Source organism: Streptomyces poriticola, from assembly GCF_036689765.1.
GTDB classification, from domain to species: domain Bacteria; phylum Actinomycetota; class Actinomycetes; order Streptomycetales; family Streptomycetaceae; genus Streptomyces; species Streptomyces poriticola.
Genome location: NZ_JBAGKH010000020.1, coordinates 15,110 through 30,803 on the forward strand (window position 1 = coordinate 15,110; position 15,694 = coordinate 30,803).

The 15,694-nt window shown below is 74.2% G+C and carries 10 protein-coding genes; 3 read left to right on the forward strand and 7 right to left on the reverse strand.

The window, feature by feature from the left end; all coding sequences use genetic code 11:
- Window positions 1-8 precede the first annotated feature (8 nt).
- Both V5O46_RS22150 and V5O46_RS22155 read right to left on the reverse strand, forming a co-directional pair.
- Window positions 9-443, reverse strand: a complete 435-nt coding sequence (locus V5O46_RS22150) for a roadblock/LC7 domain-containing protein (RefSeq protein WP_332886406.1) — start codon at window positions 441-443, stop codon at window positions 9-11.
- Window positions 440-3,604 carry a sensor histidine kinase gene (locus V5O46_RS22155; protein ID WP_332886407.1) on the reverse strand — a complete coding sequence of 1,055 codons (3,165 nt, stop codon included), beginning with the start codon at window positions 3,602-3,604 and terminating at the stop codon, window positions 440-442. Before V5O46_RS22155 ends, V5O46_RS22150 begins: the two co-directional genes overlap by 4 nt.
- Window positions 3,605-4,054: 450 nt before the next feature.
- On the opposite strand from V5O46_RS22155, the gene V5O46_RS22160 reads away from it, so the two are divergent.
- Window positions 4,055-4,510: a hypothetical protein gene (locus tag V5O46_RS22160; RefSeq protein ID WP_332886408.1), complete on the forward strand. Its 456-nt coding sequence runs from the start codon at window positions 4,055-4,057 to the stop codon at window positions 4,508-4,510.
- Between the two features lie 169 nt (window positions 4,511-4,679).
- On the opposite strand, the gene V5O46_RS22165 is transcribed toward V5O46_RS22160, so the two are convergent.
- The 5 genes from V5O46_RS22165 to V5O46_RS22185 all read right to left on the reverse strand — a co-directional run bounded on the left by V5O46_RS22165 (window position 4,680) and on the right by V5O46_RS22185 (window position 13,241).
- Window positions 4,680-9,398 carry a hypothetical protein gene (locus V5O46_RS22165; RefSeq protein ID WP_332886409.1) on the reverse strand — a complete coding sequence of 1,573 codons (4,719 nt, stop codon included), beginning with the start codon at window positions 9,396-9,398 and terminating at the stop codon, window positions 4,680-4,682.
- 81 nt (window positions 9,399-9,479) lie between these two features.
- Window positions 9,480-10,364, reverse strand: a complete 885-nt coding sequence (locus V5O46_RS22170) for a hypothetical protein (RefSeq protein ID WP_332886410.1) — start codon at window positions 10,362-10,364, stop codon at window positions 9,480-9,482.
- Complete coding sequence (locus V5O46_RS22175; RefSeq protein WP_332886411.1) at window positions 10,361-10,888, reverse strand: hypothetical protein; 528 nt, start codon at window positions 10,886-10,888, stop codon at window positions 10,361-10,363. The genes V5O46_RS22170 and V5O46_RS22175 overlap by 4 nt, the downstream gene beginning before the upstream one ends.
- Window positions 10,885-12,411, reverse strand: coding sequence for a hypothetical protein (locus V5O46_RS22180; RefSeq protein ID WP_332886412.1), 1,527 nt, complete (start codon window positions 12,409-12,411; stop codon window positions 10,885-10,887). The genes V5O46_RS22175 and V5O46_RS22180 overlap by 4 nt, the downstream gene beginning before the upstream one ends.
- 134 nt (window positions 12,412-12,545) lie before the next feature.
- Entirely contained in the window at window positions 12,546-13,241 is a 696-nt protein-coding gene (locus tag V5O46_RS22185; protein WP_332886413.1) for a GntR family transcriptional regulator, read from the reverse strand.
- A gap of 165 nt (window positions 13,242-13,406) precedes the next feature.
- Here V5O46_RS22185 and V5O46_RS22190 point away from each other — a divergent pair, with 165 nt between their 5' ends.
- Window positions 13,407-14,744 (forward strand): MFS transporter, encoded by a 1,338-nt coding sequence (locus V5O46_RS22190; RefSeq protein WP_332886414.1) that lies wholly within the window; start codon window positions 13,407-13,409, stop codon window positions 14,742-14,744.
- A gap of 5 nt (window positions 14,745-14,749) precedes the next feature.
- Window positions 14,750-15,616: a putative hydro-lyase gene (locus tag V5O46_RS22195; RefSeq protein WP_408649036.1), complete on the forward strand. Its 867-nt coding sequence runs from the start codon at window positions 14,750-14,752 to the stop codon at window positions 15,614-15,616.
- Window positions 15,617-15,694: the final 78 nt, after the last annotated feature.

Consider the following 15,694-nt stretch of genomic DNA (forward strand, 5'->3'; position numbering starts at 1 on the left):
CCATCCCACTACCCGCCCGGGGTCGGATCGGTGCGCGGCGCAGTACCCAGGTGCACGCCGACCCGCTTGACGAGCAGGGTCATCTCGTACGCGACCTGGCCGACGTCCGAGTCGGCGTCCGCCAGGACGGCCAGGCAGCTTCCGTCACCGGCGGCGGTCACGAACAGGAACGCGTCGTCGAGTTCGACAACGGTCTGCCGGACGTTGCCGGCCTCGAAGTGGCGGCCCACGCCCTTGGCGAGGCTGTGGAACCCGGAGGCCACGGCGGCCAGGTGCTCGCTGTCCTCCCGGGTCAGGTCCCTGGAAGCCCCCGTGGCCAGGCCGTCGCCCGACAGGACGACGGCCTTGCGGATACTCGCGACGCGCTCCACCAGGTCGTCGAGGAGCCAGTTGAGCTCCCCGGCGATGGTCGCGGTGTGGCCGGTCGCCTTCGGTGCGGTCATCGACCGTCCCCCTTAGTCGTTCCTCGTGGTGCCTCGGGCGTCTGTGATGCCTTTGGCGCCTGTGGTGCATGTGGTGGCCGTGGTGCGGATGAGGGTGATTCGAGTGCTGCCGGATCGGGCGTCTGCGGGTCCGAGGCGCGTCGGGCGTCGCGGACGCCTCTGACGTCGCGGCTGCCTCGGGCCTCGCGAACCTCGTCGGTCGCCGCGTTCTCACTGCGGCCCCGCTGCCAGCCACGCTGCAGCGACGCCATGCGGCTGCGCACTTCCTCGGCGTCACGGTCCGCGGTGTCGGTCCGGTCCTCGGTGCGCCTCTCCGGGCTCTGGCGCAACTGGGGCGCGAGGTTGGCCTGCCGGACCCGGCGCGGCAGGGAACCGTTCGCGGGGCCGGGTGTTCCGGGGGAGGGACCTGGCGTTCCGGAGGCGACGCCGGTCGATCCGGGCTCCGGGACGTGGCCGGGGCCGTGACCGGACGGCTCGGCGGCCGGTCGTCGGGGCGGATCGTCCGGCGGGTTCGCCGCCGCCTCGGCCGGACGGGAGCGCTGCGGCAGCGCCGGAAGCGCGGGACGGCCCCGGTGGTTCGCACCGGGCGATTCCGGTGCGCCGGTCCCATCCGTTCCGTCCGCCCTGTCCGTCCTGTCCTTCCCGTCCGTCCTGTCCGTCCTGTCCTTCCCGTCCGTCCTGTCCGTCCTGTCCGTCCCGCCGGTCCCGTCCGTCCTGGGCGGTCGGTCCGCCTCCTGCTCCGTCCGCTCCGCGTGTGTCCCCCGGTCCGTCCGGCCGCGCCGGTCGTGGTCGGGTACCGGTCGGCCGTGCGAGCTGACCAGCTTGGGGGTCCTGCGGCGAGGCAGCGGGACCGGACCGCCGCGGTCGTCCTTCTCGGGCCCGGATCGGTGAGGGGTGTCGCGGTGCTCGTGCGCCGGGCGGCGCCGCCCGGGGTGATCGGAAGCGTCGCGGCGGCCCGGTGCGTCGTCGGCCGGCGCGAGGGCGGGGCGGCGCGGGCGGAACAGGCCGCCGCGTTCGCTCTCCTGGTCGCCCAAGGTGGTGCCAGGGAAGCCGTCGTCGAGGGCGTCCAGGTCGACGGTGTCCAGGTCGACGTGCGAGTCGAGCCCGACGGGCGACTCGAGTTCGACCGGGCCGTCCAGCACCGGAGAGGGCACCCCGGGCAGGCGAACCGGCGTACCGGAAAGGGTGGAGCGGCGGCTCCCCTCGCGCTCGGTCTCTTTGGTGCGCGTGGGCCGGTCCAGCCGAAAGCCGACGCCGTTGGTGTCCGGGGCGTCCTCGGTCAGCAGCGCGTCCGGGACGAACACGACCGCGGTGGTGCCGCCGTAGGGCGAGGGCTGCAGCGAGACCCGGACGTTCTGGCGCTGGGCGAGCCGGCTGACGACGAACAGGCCGAGCCGGTCGGTGTCGGAGAGCTCGAACTCCGGTGTCTCGGCAAGCCGCAGGTTGGCGTCGAGCAGGGCGTCGGCCGCCATGCCGAGGCCGCGGTCGTGGATCTCCAGGGTGAAACCGTTGGCGACGCGCTCGCCGAGGACCTGCACCGCGGTGTGCGGCGGGGAGAACACCGTGGCGTTCTCCAGGAGTTCGGCGACGAGGTGGGTGAGGTCGGCGACGGCGGGGCCGGTGACGGCGATCCTGGGCAGCCGGCGGACCTCGACGCGCTCGTAGTCCTCGACTTCGGCGACGGCGGCCCGCACCACATCCATCAGCTGCACCGGCTTGCGCCACTGCCGGGAGGGGGCGGCGCCGGAGAGGATCACCAGGCCCTCGGCGTGCCGGCGCATCCGGGTGGTGAGGTGGTCGAGGCGGAACAGATCGGCCAGTTCCCCGGTGTCCTCGGTGCGGCGCTCCATGGTGTCCAGCAGCGTGAGCTGCTTGTGCAGCAGTACCTGACTGCGGCGGGCGAGGTTGACGAACACCTCGGAGACCCCGGAGCGGAGTTCGGCCTGCTTGACGGCGGCTTCGACAGCCGCACGCTGGAGGGTGTTGAGTGCCTGGCCGACCTCGCCTATCTCGTTCTTGTCGTACTCCAGACGCGGCACCTCGGTCTCGACATCGACCTGTTCGCCCACGGACAGACGGCGCATCACGCTGGGCAGGCGCACGCCGGACGCCTCATGCGCCTCCAGGCGGAGCCGGCGGAGGTCGCGGATGAGGGCCCGCCCGATGCGCACGGACAGGAAGAGCGACAGCAGCAGGGCGATGAGGCCGAGGACGCCCGCGACGACCGCCTTGGCGATGACCGACATCGCCACCGGCCGGACCCGGTCCTGGTACCGGTCCGCGGACTGGTCGCCGAGGCTGCCCAGTTCGGCGAGCACGTCCGCAGCCGCGGTGTCCCAGCTCTTGGCGGTGACCCCGTTCGGCGTCCCGGGGCCGGAGGAGACGGCGGCCTGCTCGGCCACGCGCAGCGGCGCGGAGGAAGCGTTCTTCCAGAAGCGCTCGTAGCGGCTCCGCTCGGCGGCGGGCAGCAGCGGCAGACTGACCTCGTACATCAGGGTGCGCTGGGCCGCGAGGTCGGAGACGTCGCGGATCTCGTCCCGGGTGAGGCGCCCGGTGACCAGGGCGGAGCCGAGGAGTGCGTCCTCGCGGGAGAGCAGCTCGCGCGCGCGGGAGAGGTTGACGAGGGCGCGGTACTGCTTGTCCAGCGTCACGTCGTCGACGACGTGGAGGTTGGCGAGCAGGCCGTGGCAGGGGTCGACCAGGCGGTTGTAGAGGCCGAGGGCCTGGGCCCGGTCGACGGTGCCGTCCTCGACGCTGCGGCGCAGGGACTCGATGCCGTCGAAGGCGTCCAGGACGGCGGCGAGCCGCTCGCCCTCGGAGCTGCTGAGCGCGTCGCGTACGGCGGACTCGCGGGCGTTGCGCCGGATCTCGGCGACGGCCTCGTCGGTGGCTGCCCGGCTGCGCCGGAGGGCCGCGAGCCCGTCGGAGGCGCGCGGGTCGGCGAGGTGGACGAGGGTCTGGCGGCGTTCCTGCTGCAGGACGCGGACGGTGTCCTCGACCGGATAACCGACCTTCTCCACGACGGACGACACCTCGAACAGCCGGGCTGCCTCGCGTCCCGTGAGTACCGTGGCGAAGGCCCAGATGGAGGTCAGGGACAGCAGCGGCACGAGAAGCAGCGCCACGATCTTCCGGCGGATCGACTTCCCGCGAAAGCGCATGGCCTCCCCCAGCTCGACCCCCACCGGCAGGGGGCACGCATGTGCGTCAACAAACGGCGCGAGCCTACTACCGACGCGCGGGGAACTCGAAGGCCCGTCCGGAAGCAGAACCTCCGTACCGACGGCGCCGAACGGTGGGTTTGTCCGGGCATTGCGGGAGATTGCTCCCGGGTCCGCGGGACCGGCCCGAGGCCGGATCCCGCGACACGGCGGTCCGGTTGGCCGGAATTGATCGGTTGTCGGTGGTGTGCGGGAATCTTGGAGGTGAGCTGTTCGTCCTTCATAGGGGAAATCGGGGGCGGAATCACACACGGGAGCCGCATCCCGTATCCAGGCGGCGTAAAGCAGCGCAAGCCGGGCAGCCACAGGGGAGCTCGGTCCTGCGGGACCCGGCGAGCGCGCTGCCGGCGGTGCGGAGTGACACACGGAGCGGTGGGGAGTGACACATTGATGGCCACGGCGGAGCGAAGCGGTGCGCCGGGTGAGAGCGGGCCGGCCCGCTGGGAGCGGCCGGTCCACCGGCCGCTGTGGACCGAGGAGCCGGGTCGGCGGCACCGGCTGCCGGACCCGGTGCGCACGGCGGCGGTACGCGCGGTGCTCGTCGTCGCCGTGACCCTGGTCCAGGCGATGGTGGCCGTCCTGTGCACGCTGGCCGGTTCCTGGCTGGCCTTCCCCATGGTGATCGGCAGCGTGGTCGGCACGGTGGTGGCGACCTGGGGGGTGCTCGACGTGTGGGTGACCCGGCAGGTCTGGAACCAGCGCCACGGCGTGGTGTCGGTGCCGAGCAGCACCGCGCGGGCGCTGCGCCGGGAGCGGCGCCGTGCGCGTCGGCAGGCGCGTGCCGCCGAGCGGGCCACGGAGCGGATATCGCCGAGCGGCGGCGCCGGGCAGCTGTCGCATCCCTGAGCAGCCGTGTCCCCCGGTCGGTTCGGTGCCGTCGGGTGGGCGGCGCGACGCGCCCGACGGGGGCCGGGCGCCGACCCGGCGGGCCGGGGACGGCCAGACAGCCCGGGGACGGCCAGACAGCCCGGGGACGGCCAGACAGCCCGGGGACGGTCAGACGGGCCGGGGACGGTCAGACAGGCCGCTTGAACATCCGCGTCGCGGTGATCTCGCTGTGCGCGGTCTCCGTCTCGGCCTCTCCTGCCGTGGCCTGCTTCGGCAGGCCCGGCCGCAGATGCTCCTCCACGCTGATGTACTTCAGTCCGGCCCGCAGGTCCGCATCATTGCGCAGCCGGATGACCAGCGGGAACTCGGCCAGTGCCGTGGTGTCGAACAGACCGGTCGTGTAGAGCAGCTGCACGCCCAGCGCATCGGAGACGGCCCGCTGGAGTTCCAGCAGATAGGTGGCGTTGGCCCGGCCGATGGGATTGTCGAGGAAGAGCGTGCCGGCGTGCCGGTGCCGGTCGCGGCCCCGGTCGTTGCTGCGCAGCGCGGCCATCGTGCAGTACAGCGCGATGGCGGCGGTGAGCAGCTGACCGCCGGAGAAGACGTCGCCCATCTGGCCGACGGGGACGCGCTCGGCGCGCAGCACGGCGTCCGGCTTGAGGATCTCCACGGCGACGCCCTTGGGCTGCAGGGCGGCGGCGACACCGCGCAGCAGCAGGGACATGCCGTCGCGCCGAAGGTCGGAGTTCTTCTTCACGGCCGCGCGGGTCGCCTCGTCGACGACCTCGCCGAGCCGCTCGGTGAGGGTGGCCTGGTCCGGTTCCTCGAAGCGGATGCGCAGGAACTCCTGCCCGGACCACTCGCCGAGCCCCTCCGGGAGCCGGGAGAGCCGCTGGGCGGAGCGGAGCGTGGTCAGCGCCGACTCGACCAGGCCGCGCAGCCGGTCCACGATCGAGTCGCGGTTGCGCTCCAGCTGGGCAAGCTCGTCGGTGAGGACGCGCAGCCGGGGCGCGAACGCGTCCGCCCACTTGCCCGCGTGCTCGGGCAGCGCGGCGGCGGGCAGCTCGCGGATCTGCTGCCGGGCCGGGGTGCGGACCTGCTCGTAGCGGGTGGAGTTGGCGTGCCGGACCAGGACGTCGCAGGCCTCGCGGACGGCGGTCTCGGCGGCGGACAGATCGGCGGCGCAGCCGCGCAGCGAGCGGCGGGCCTCGGCGGCGGACTGCCGGGCCTCCTCCGGGCTGCCGGGGTAGGGGTCGGGGGTCTCCTGCTCCTCCTCCGGGGTGTGCTCGCGCAGCAGGTCGCGCAGCATGGCGGCGATCTCGTCGAAGCCGCCGGCCGCGTCCTCGGCGGCGCGGTGCGCCTCCAGCAGCCCGGCATGCGCGTCGCGGGCCTGGGCCAGCGCCTCGGTGCGGGAGGCGAGTTCGGCGGTGGCGGTGCGCAGCAGGGTCTGGGCGTGCTCGGCGTCGCGCGGCAGAAGGTCCTCGGGCAGCTCGGTGTGGGCGCCCCCGTCCTCGGGTGCGAGCCGCTCGGCCTCACCGCGCAGCCGGCCGAGCTGTTCGCTGGCGCCGGTCATCCGGGTCTCCAGCAGCTGCACCAGCTCGTCGGCGCGGGCGGCTGCGGCCTGCCGGGACGGCCCGTCGGAGCCGTCGGGGGACTCCAGGAGCTGTGCGGCGCGGGTGCGGACCTTGTTGCTCAGCCGGTCCAGCTCCGCGCGGGCGGCGCTCTCGTCGCCCTCCGCCCGGGCCTGCTCGGCGCGCAGGTCGGCGCCGACGCCGACCTTCTCGTACACCTGAGAGGCGGCCCGGTAGGCCTCCCGCAGGGCGGGCAGGGACGCCGTGGGCGCGTCGGTGCCGTCCCCGGGTGCGTCCTCGGGTCCATCCTCGGGTACGTCGTCCGGGGCGCCGGCGATCTCGGAGCGCTCGGCGCGCAGGGCGCGGGCGGTGCGGCGGGCGTCGTCCGCGGCGCGCTGGGCGGCGCGCCGGTCCTCGTCGGCGGCGCGGGCGCGCTCCAGGCAGGCCTGGGCGCGGGCCTCGGCCTCGGTGGCCTCGTCGGCCAGTTCCCGCACCTTCACCTGCCAGCCGGCGCGTTCGCGGAGCCGGAACGCGAGTCCGGCGAGGGCGTCGGCGGAGCGCCGGGCCCGCTGTGCGGCTTCCTGCCGCTCGTCGCGCACCCGGACGGCCTCGGCGGCGGTCTCCTCGGCCTCGGCGCGGGACGTGCGGGCCTCGGTCAGCTCGGCCTCGGTCTCGGCGGCGAAGGCACGTGACTCCTCGGCGGCCTGAGCCAGTTCGGCGAGCCGGCCGGCCGGGCAGCCGGTGCGCCAGGAGGCGAGGCGGGCGGCTAGCTCGCGGTCCTTGCCGAGCCGGGCGGCGAGCGTGCGGATCTCCTCGTCACGCTCGGCCGCCCGCGCACGCAGCGCCTGCCGCTCCTCGTCGGCGGCGTACTCGTCGTGCATGGCCGGGTTCGGCGGTACGAGGAAGACTCCGCCGTCGTCCGCGCCTGCGGCCGGGGTCGGGGCGAGGAGCGCGGCGGCGGTGCCGACGGCGACGGCCGAGCGCGGCAGCAGCGCCGCGTCGCCGAGGGTCTCCCGGGCGCGGGCGTGCGCGGCCGGGTCGGTGATGATCACGCCGTCGACCAGTTCGGGCCGGGCGGCGAGTACGCGGGCGTGGTCGGCGGGGTCGACTGCCTGGGCCAGGTAGCGCCAGCCGGGGAGGGCCGGGATGCCGTGCTCGCCGAGGAACTCGACGGTGGCCAGCACGTCGGGGCCGGGCGGCAGCAGACCGCCGTCGCCGAGCGCGCCGAGGATGCGGGCGTCGTCGGCGGCGGCGGTGCGCAGCTCGAACAGCTGCCGCTCGGCGGAGGAGACGGCGTTGTCGAGCAGTTCGCGCAGCTCGTCGGCGAAGCGGTCGAGTTCCTCGGCCATGAGTGCCCCTGCGACGGCCGCGGGGGTCCGGCCGTCGGCGGCGGTGCCGCTGTGGGTGCCGGTGCCCGTGCCCGTGGCGGTGGCGGTGGCGGTGGCGGTGTCCTGGCGGGGCTGCGGAATCCCGGGCCGGTCGTGGTCCTCCGGGGCCAGGCCGAGCAGCTCCGTCAGCCGTTCCTCTGCAGCCAGTGCCTCGGCGGTGCGGCGCTCGGCCTCGTGGGCGCGGCCGGCCGCCGTGGCCGCGTCGGCGGCGCGGGCCGCGGTCAGCTCGGCGCGGGCCTCGGCGCCGGCCGCCTCCCGGGCCCGCTCGGTGGCCCGGGAGGCGGCCTCACGGGCGGTGTCCCAGGCATCGACGGTGCTCTTCTCGGCGTCGCTCGCGGCGAGGGCGGCGCGGGCCGGGTCGGCGTCGGGGGTGCTGTCGTCGAGCCAGCCGGCGCGGACCGCCTCGGCGGTCTCCTGTTCGACCTCGGTCAGCCGCTGGCGCAGGTGCCCGGCTTCGCTGCGGGCGCGCTGGGCCTCGGTGGCGGCGGCGGTGGAGTCGCGGTGGGCGGTGTCGCCGGCCTCCTGAAGGGCGGCGGACCGCTCCTCCTCCTCGTTGGCGTGGGACTCGGCCCCGGTGGCCGCCGCGTGCAGGGCGCGGACGAGGACGACGGCGGCCCTGGCACGGGCGGCGAGCGCGGGGGCGGCGTCCCTCTCGGCCTCCTGGATCGCGGCGGAGACCCGGGCGACGCGGTCGGCGGCGGCACGGTGGCGCAGGACGGCCTCGGCGGCCTGCCAGGCCGAGTGCAGAGTGCGGGCGTCGGCCAGCTCCCGTTTCTGGGCGGCGGCCGACTTCTCGGCGGCGGTCAGCGCCAGCGAGGCGTGCCGGTAGGCGAGTTCGGCGGCGATCCGGGCGCTGCGTTCGCGGGCGGCCTCGGCGTGGGTGACGGCGTACGCGGCGGCGGTGACCCGCTGGGCGAGGTCGGCCGCCCGGACCCGTTCCTGCACGCCTCGGGCGGAGAGTCGGCGGGCCAGCGCCCTGGTGCGGCGCTCGGCGCCGGTGTGGACGTCCCGCGTGCGGGTGCGGGCCTCGGTGGCCTCGACGATCCTGCCGAGGAGGTCCACCGAGCCGGCGGTGAAGTCACGTTCGGCGATCAGCTCGGCGCGCCGGCCCAGTTTGCTGCCGAAGCCGCTGACCAGGTCGGCGAGTCCGTCGGTGTCGCGGGTGTCGGTGACGGCACGCAGCAGCAGGTCGGTGAAGTCGGCGTCCTTCTTCACCGCGAACAGGCCGGCGGCCTCGCCCTCGTCGGCGTTCATCTCCCGCTGGTAGCGGAAGAGTTCGGGGTCGAGGCCGAGGTCGCCGAGGTGCTCGGTCCAGCGTTCGTGGATCTCCTCCCAGTGCACCTCGAGGTGCGGGTAGGCCTTGCCGGCCTCGGTCAGGGCGTCCCGGAAGCCCTTCATGGTGCGCCGCCGGCCCTGGGCCCCGGAGGCGCCCTCCACGGGCGTGCGTACCGCGGTGGACTCGGCGACCGGCAGGTTGTCCAGGGTGAGGCCGGGGCCGGGGCGGAAGGAGTACCAGGCCTCGGCGAACTTGCGCGGATCGTTGGAGACCTGGCGTCCGCGCCACTCGCTGACCTTGCCGACGACCACGCACTCGCCGGTCTGCACGTGCTGCCACTCCAGGGCGACGTGTCCGCAGTCGTCGGCGAGCAGGAACTTGCGCAGCACGCCGGAGCTTGCGCCGCCCAGGGTGTTGCGGTGGCCGGGCAGCATCACCGAGAAGATCAGCTTGAGCAGAACGGACTTGCCGCCGCCGTTCTCCAGGAAGAGCACGCCGGCGGGCGCCGGGCGGCGCGGCGGACCTACGGGCTCCTCTTGGAAGAACTCCGCCTGCGTGGGCGCGGGGTCGGGCACGGGCTCGCCCACGCCGCGCAGGTCAAGCACGGTGTCGGCGTAGCGCGCACCGGCGGGTCCGATGGAGTAGAGGCGGACCCGGGACAGCTCGTACATGGCGGACTCTCGTCAGTCTTCGTGAAGTCGTGGGGTGCGGGGCAGGGGGCAGAAGGGGCGGCGGGAGCAGCGGTCCGGTCGTCAGGTGGAGTGGAACGGCAGTCCGGCGTCGGCGACCAGCTCCAGGTCGTCGGTGTCCTCGGCGGGCATCAGGGTGGCGGTGCCGTCGGTGACCGGGACGACGCCCAGCTCCAGCAGCTCGGCCAGGGCGGCGCTGCCCGCCATGTCGCGGACCTGGAGCTGGTAGCGGGCGGTGGTGCGGTAGGTGCCGCCGTGATCGTCACCGGTGCGCTGGAGGAACCCGGAGTCGGTGAGGAACGCGGCGGCCTTGCCGACGATGCCGGTCGTCGAGCCGGGCAACCGGCGGGCGTCCTTGGTGGCGCCGGTCGCGCTGCGTCTGGCCCAGATCCGCCAGGCCGCCTCCAGGCCCGGTGCCTCGGTGGCCGGGTCGGTGTTCTCGCCCTGCTCGGCGGCGCGTTCCTCCAGGCGGTGGCAGGCCTGGCGGACGAAGGCGTCGACGCCGTTGACGGTGACCCGGCCGATGTAGCCGTCGTCGGCGAGGTCCTCGGGGCGCGGGAAGGCCATGGCCGCGACGGCGAGATGGGCGAGTCCGTGCAGGAAGCGGTCGCCGGAGTCGGCGGAGGCGCGACGCGCGTAGTCGCCCATGCGGACGGCGAACACCGAGTCCTCGGCGGCGGTGACGGCCATGCCGGCGCGGGGGGACACCTCCAGGACGACCAGCCCGAGCCCGGCGGCCACGGCGTCCGCGAGCCGGGCGAACGGGGGATCCTCGCGGTAGCGGCGCAGCAGGTCGGCGTACTCCTGGTCGCGGGCGGGCAGCAGCTTGGGCTGCAGGCCGAAGGCGACGAGCCGGGCCGCGTCGGCGGCGTCGGCGGGCGTGACGGCCGCGGTGGCCGGTGCGGCCGGGCCGGTCTCCGGGTCGCTCCGGTCGACGTGCTCGGTCACGGTCGATGCTCCTTGCTGCGGTCAGACCTGCTGGTGGTGCCGGTGCTCGTGGGGGCGGTGCCGGTGCAGGCAGTGCCGGTGGTGCCGGTGCTGGCTGCGCCGGCGCTGGTGCTGGTGCTGGTGCTGGTGATCCGGGTGCTGGCCGCGCCGGTGCCCGTGATCCCGGTGCCAGCTGCTCCGGGGTTGATGGACCCGGTCCGGGTGGCCCCGGTGCCTGTTGTCCCCGTGCGGGTGGCCCCGGTGCCGGCGGACCTGGTGCCGGTGGATCTGGTGTCGGTGGATCCGGTGTCGGTGGATCCGGCGTTGATGGTCCCAGGGCCGATGAAGCCCGCACCCGTGGGCCCGGCACCGATGGACCCGGCACCGATGGACCCGGGGCCGGTGAACCCGGCGCCGATGGACCCGGGACCCGTGAACCCCGTACCGGAGAACCCGGTGTCGGTGGACCCGGGGCCGGTGTCAGTCGTGTTGGTGCCGGTGTCGGTCCTGCCGGTGGCGTCGGCTGCGGATCCGCGGGTGCTCACGCCGCCTCCGTCCGGTCGGCCGCCATGCCCGCGGCGTCCAGCAGGGCGGTGCCCACGATGAGGTCGGCGCCGCCGAACTCGGGGTCGTCCAGCTCGGTGCCGTCGTCCACGGCGAAGACCAGCTTCTGCTCGCCCTGCCGGTAGGCGGTGCCGACCGGGGGGCTGGCCGCGTGCACGGCCAGCAGGGCGATCAGATAGGGCAGGTCGGGGTCCTGGCGGCGGGCCTCGGCGAGCAGCCCGGAGAGTCGGCGGGGCGCGTCGTGCGGCAGGTCGAGCAGCTCCATGGCCGTCACGAGCTGCTCCTCGCTGAAGCGGCTGTCGGCGGGTGTGGCGATCAGGTCGGGCTCCGGCATCTCGGCGCCCAGGTGTTCGCGCTCGACGGGTGGCGTGAGCAGTATGTCGACCAGGTCGCCGACCCGGACGGACGCCGGGGTGCGCAGGCCGGTGCCGCGGGCGAAGAAGGCGTCGGTGACCCGGATCGCCCGCTCCGCGGGCAGCGGCAGGACGGGCGCCACGAGGTGGCCGTAGAGGTCGATGCCCGAGCTGGTGAGCGGTGTGGCGAAGGCCTGCCGGTCCTGCTCGGCGCGGAAGAGGGGGCCGGCCTCCAGCAGCCGGGACTGCAGCTGGGTGTGGCGGCGGATGCAGTCCTTGACGATGTCGACGAGCTCGGCCGCGCGGCGCTTGTGCTCGGGGTCCTCGGACTCGTCGCGCGCCTTGCGGATGTTGGTCAGGATCGCGTTCTCGTGGCGGTAGCGGTCGGCTACGTGGTCGAGGGCCTCGGTGATCATGTCGGGGACGGCGTTGAGCCAGTCCACCGCGCGCACGTTGCGCCGGGTGGCGTCGAGGGCCTTGCGGAGGGTCTCGGAGTACTGAACGGTGCGGTAGCGGGCCTGTTCGGCGGCGAGCTGGGCGTCGGCGAGCCGGCCGCGGCTGATCAGCACCTCCAGCTTGACCTCGGCCGCGATCTGGGCGCTGGTGACGTCGGTGTCGAGGGCGCCGACCAGGACGTTGACGGCCTCGTCCGTGGTGCGCAGGTAGACCGTGCCGCCGGGGCCGGGGACCTCTTCGATCAGCTTGAAGTCGTAGTCGCGGCGCACATAACTGCCGTCCGGGCCGAAGGTGCCGTAGACCGCGCGGAACCCGCGGTCGACGCTGCCGACGTTGATCAGGTTCTCCAGGACCCAGCGGGCCACCCGCTCGTGCTCGGCGGCGGGGCGGCGCGGGGCCTGGGCGCCGATGCGCGGAACGAGGCGGGCCACGATCTGGTCGTGGTCGGCGCCGGTGTCGAAGTCCATGTGCAGCGTGACGAGGTCGATGGCGGCCAGCGCGACCTCCGCCATGCCGTAGACCGAGTACTCCCCTGCGAGATTGGCCTTGCGGGCGTCGAGGTCGTGCAACGGCGCCGTGCAGGCGAGCGCGCGCAGCCGCCGCGCCAGCCCCTCGTCGGCGGCCGGGCCCGGGGCGGGCCGCGGCCCCGCGCTGAGCTGGGGCGGAACGCTGTCCGTCGGTGCAGGCGAAGTCACGGTGCACAGATTAGGTCCTGACTCTGACATCGGCCCAAACGGCGCAGACGCACCGCCCGTGGCCAGCCGCACTCGACCGACCGGCCGACCGCCGGTCGCCCGCCGCCCGACCCGAGCGGGGGCGGGCCCCCGGCTCAGTCCTCCTCTCCGACCCGCCGCCGGTAGACCTCGACCACCCGTTCCAGCGAGTTCTGCAGATAGACCGCGAGCAGCCGCTCGGCCTCCGCCCGGTCGCCGTCCCGAAGAGCCCTGAGGATCTCCCGGTTGCGGGCGATGTAGGGCTCGTGCAGGGCGCGGGGGTCGTCCACCACGTGGAAGGCGAGGCGGAGTTCGGCGAAGACGCTGCGCATCACCTCGTCCGTGCGCTCGCTGCCGGCGAGGGCGACCAGCTCCCGGTGGAAGTGGATGTTGGCGGTACCCACACCCTTCCAGTCATCCTCGCGGGCCGCCCGCAGCCCTTCCTGGACGGCGCCGTCGAGCCCGTCGAGGCCGTACGGCGGCTCGCCGAGGCCGCGGACGACGGCGCACTCGACGAGGGCGCGGGTGCGGTAGATGTCCTCGACGTCCTCGACGGCCAGGACCCGGACGAAGACCCCCCGGTTCAGCTCGTGGACGAGCAGACGCTCATGGGTGAGCAGCCGGAACGCCTCCCGCAGCGTGTTGCGGGAGACGCCGAGCGCCCCGCCGATGCTGTCCTCCGAAAGTCGGGTCCCGGGCGGGAAGAACCCCTCGGCGATACGGCTTCTGAGAATGTCGGACACCCGCTCGGCGGTACTGGTGCGCCCGAGGAGCGCACGGTCGTCGGCGAGATCGGTCAGCTGCTCTGCCATGCCGGAATTCAAGCGCAGACACCAGAACGAAACAACATGGGTATTGAGGGATCGTTGAACAATCCTCTACGGTGCTCGACACGGCGGCGCTCGGCCGACCCGCTCGCTCCCGCGCGGACCGGTTTCCTCCGTACGCACCCTCCGTCCTCCCACTGCGAGGTGCCCATGAGCACAACCCCTCCACCGCAGGCCCTGACCACCGACGCCGGGTCCGGCCCGGGCTCGGGCTCCGGCCCGGGTGAACGCGCCGCCGACGACGGTGCGTGGGGCTGGCTGCGCGCCCTCGGTCCGCGGGGCCGCCGTGCCTTCGGCGGCGCGTTCGGCGGCTACGCCCTCGACTCCTACGACTACTTCACGCTGCCACTGAGCATGGTCGCACTGGCCGCGTACTTCGGTCTGGACAGCGGCCAGACCGGCCTGCTCACCACGGTCACCCTCGTGGTCTCCGCGGTCGGCGGCGCCCTCGCGGGAGTACTGGCGGACCGCATCGGCCGGGTCAAGGCGCTGCTCCTCACGGTGATCACGTACGCCGTGTTCACGGTGGCCTGCGGCTTCGCGCCCAACTACGAGACGCTGCTGGTTTTCCGGGCTCTGCAGGGCCTCGGCTTCGGCGGCGAGTGGGCGGTCGGCGCGATCCTGGTCGCCGAGTACGCGAGCGCCAAGCACCGGGGCCGCACGCTCGGCGCGATCCAGAGCTCGTGGGCCGTGGGCTGGGCACTGGCCGCGATCGTCTACACCGTGGTGTTCTCGCTGGCCGACGACGACCTCGCCTGGCGGATCATGTTCTGGACCGGTGCGCTGCCTGCGCTGCTCGTGGTGTGGGTCCGGCGCAGCGTGCAGGACGCCCCGGAGGCCGCCGCCGCGCGTCGGAGGAGCGCCGGGAAGGGATCCTTCGCGGCGATCTTCCGCCCGGGCCGGGCCGGGGAGCCCGGGCTGCTGCGGGTCACGCTCTTCGCCGTGCTGCTCTCGACCGGCGTCCAGGGCGGCTACTACACCCTCGCCACCTGGGTGCCGACGTACCTCAAGACGGAGCGCGAGCTGTCGGTGGTCGGCACGGGCGGCTATCTGACCTTCCTGATCTCCGGCGCCTTCATCGGCTATCTGACCGGCGGCTATCTCACCGACCGGCTGGGCCGCCGGCGCAACATCTGGCTCTTCGCACTGCTGTCGGGGATCTGCATCCTGGCGTACGCGAACATCCCGAGCGGGGCCAACTCGCTGCTCCTGGTGCTCGGTTTCCCGCTCGGGTTCTGCATGTCGGCGATCTTCAGTGGCTTCGGCTCGTACCTGTCCGAGCTGTACCCGACGGCCGTACGCGGCACGGGTCAGGGCTTCACGTACAACACCGGCCGCGCCGTCGGTGCCGTCTTCCCGACCACGGTCGGCTTCCTGGCCGACAGCTGGGGCGTGGGCGGCGCGCTGGTCTTCGGCGCGATCGGCTACGGCATAGCCGCGCTGGCGCTGCTGGGGCTGCCCGAGACCCGCGGGAGGGAACTGACGTGAACGGCATGACCGGTGCAGCCGGTACCGGCGGGACCGGGCGCAGCCGCACATGCGGTACGGCCGTGGACCGTCCGGTCGGCCGGCGCTACGGGCACGCGCACGCGTGGCGGCCGGCCACGGCCCGTGCCCGCTTCCGGGAGGGGCTGACCGGCTCCACCGCCGGGGTCGCGGCCGGCCACACCCAGGCCAACCTGCTCGCGGTGCCCGCCGACTGGGCGTACGACGTGCTGCTGTTCTGCACCCGTAACCCCAAGCCGTGCCCGGTACTGGACGTGACGGACGCCGGGGCGTGGACGACCGCTCTCGCGGACGGCGCAGACCTGCGGACCGATCTGCCACGCTACCGGGTGTGGCAGGACGGCGAGCTGGTCGACGAGCCGACGGATGTGCGCACCCACTGGCGGGACGATCTGGTGTCGTTCCTGATCGGCTGCAGCTTCACCTTCGAGTGGGCGCTGACCGCCGCCGGGGTGCCGATGCGCCATGTCGAGCAGGGCCGGAACGTGCCGATGTACGTGACCGGCCGGCCGTGCCGTCCGGCGGGGCGGCTGCACGGGCCGATGGTGGTGTCCATGCGGCCCGTGCCGCCGCGGCATCTGTCGGCGGCGATCCGCGAGAGCAGCCTGCTGCCCGCGGTGCACGGCAGCCCGGTGCACTGCGGTGATCCCTCGGTGCTCGGCATCGCCGATCTCGGCCGGCCGGACTTCGGCGACCCGGTGGACGCCGAACCGGACGACATCCCGGTGTTCTGGGCCTGCGGGGTGACCCCGCAGGCGGCGGTGACGGCCAGTCGCCCACCGTTCGCGCTCACCCACGCGCCGGGGCAGATGCTCGTCACCGATGCGCGGGACGCGCAGTACCGCGTGGTCTGACACCGCGGCCGGACGAGGCCGCGCAACACCGAGGGCACGGGTACGGGAAGTGCCTGACGGCACGGAGAACCGGAGACA

Bases quoted from the DNA above. Each gene is read 5' to 3' on its own strand.
- V5O46_RS22150 (WP_332886406.1), bottom strand. From the start codon at position 443: ATGACCGCACCGAAGGCGACCGGCCACACCGCGACCATCGCCGGGGAG.
- V5O46_RS22155 (WP_332886407.1), bottom strand. From the start codon at position 3,604: ATGCGCTTTCGCGGGAAGTCGATCCGCCGGAAGATCGTGGCGCTGCTT.
- V5O46_RS22160 (WP_332886408.1), top strand. From the start codon at position 4,055: ATGGCCACGGCGGAGCGAAGCGGTGCGCCGGGTGAGAGCGGGCCGGCC.
- V5O46_RS22165 (WP_332886409.1), bottom strand. From the start codon at position 9,398: ATGTACGAGCTGTCCCGGGTCCGCCTCTACTCCATCGGACCCGCCGGT.
- V5O46_RS22185 (WP_332886413.1), bottom strand. From the start codon at position 13,241: ATGGCAGAGCAGCTGACCGATCTCGCCGACGACCGTGCGCTCCTCGGG.
- V5O46_RS22190 (WP_332886414.1), top strand. From the start codon at position 13,407: ATGAGCACAACCCCTCCACCGCAGGCCCTGACCACCGACGCCGGGTCC.
- V5O46_RS22195 (WP_408649036.1), top strand. From the start codon at position 14,750: ATGACCGGTGCAGCCGGTACCGGCGGGACCGGGCGCAGCCGCACATGC.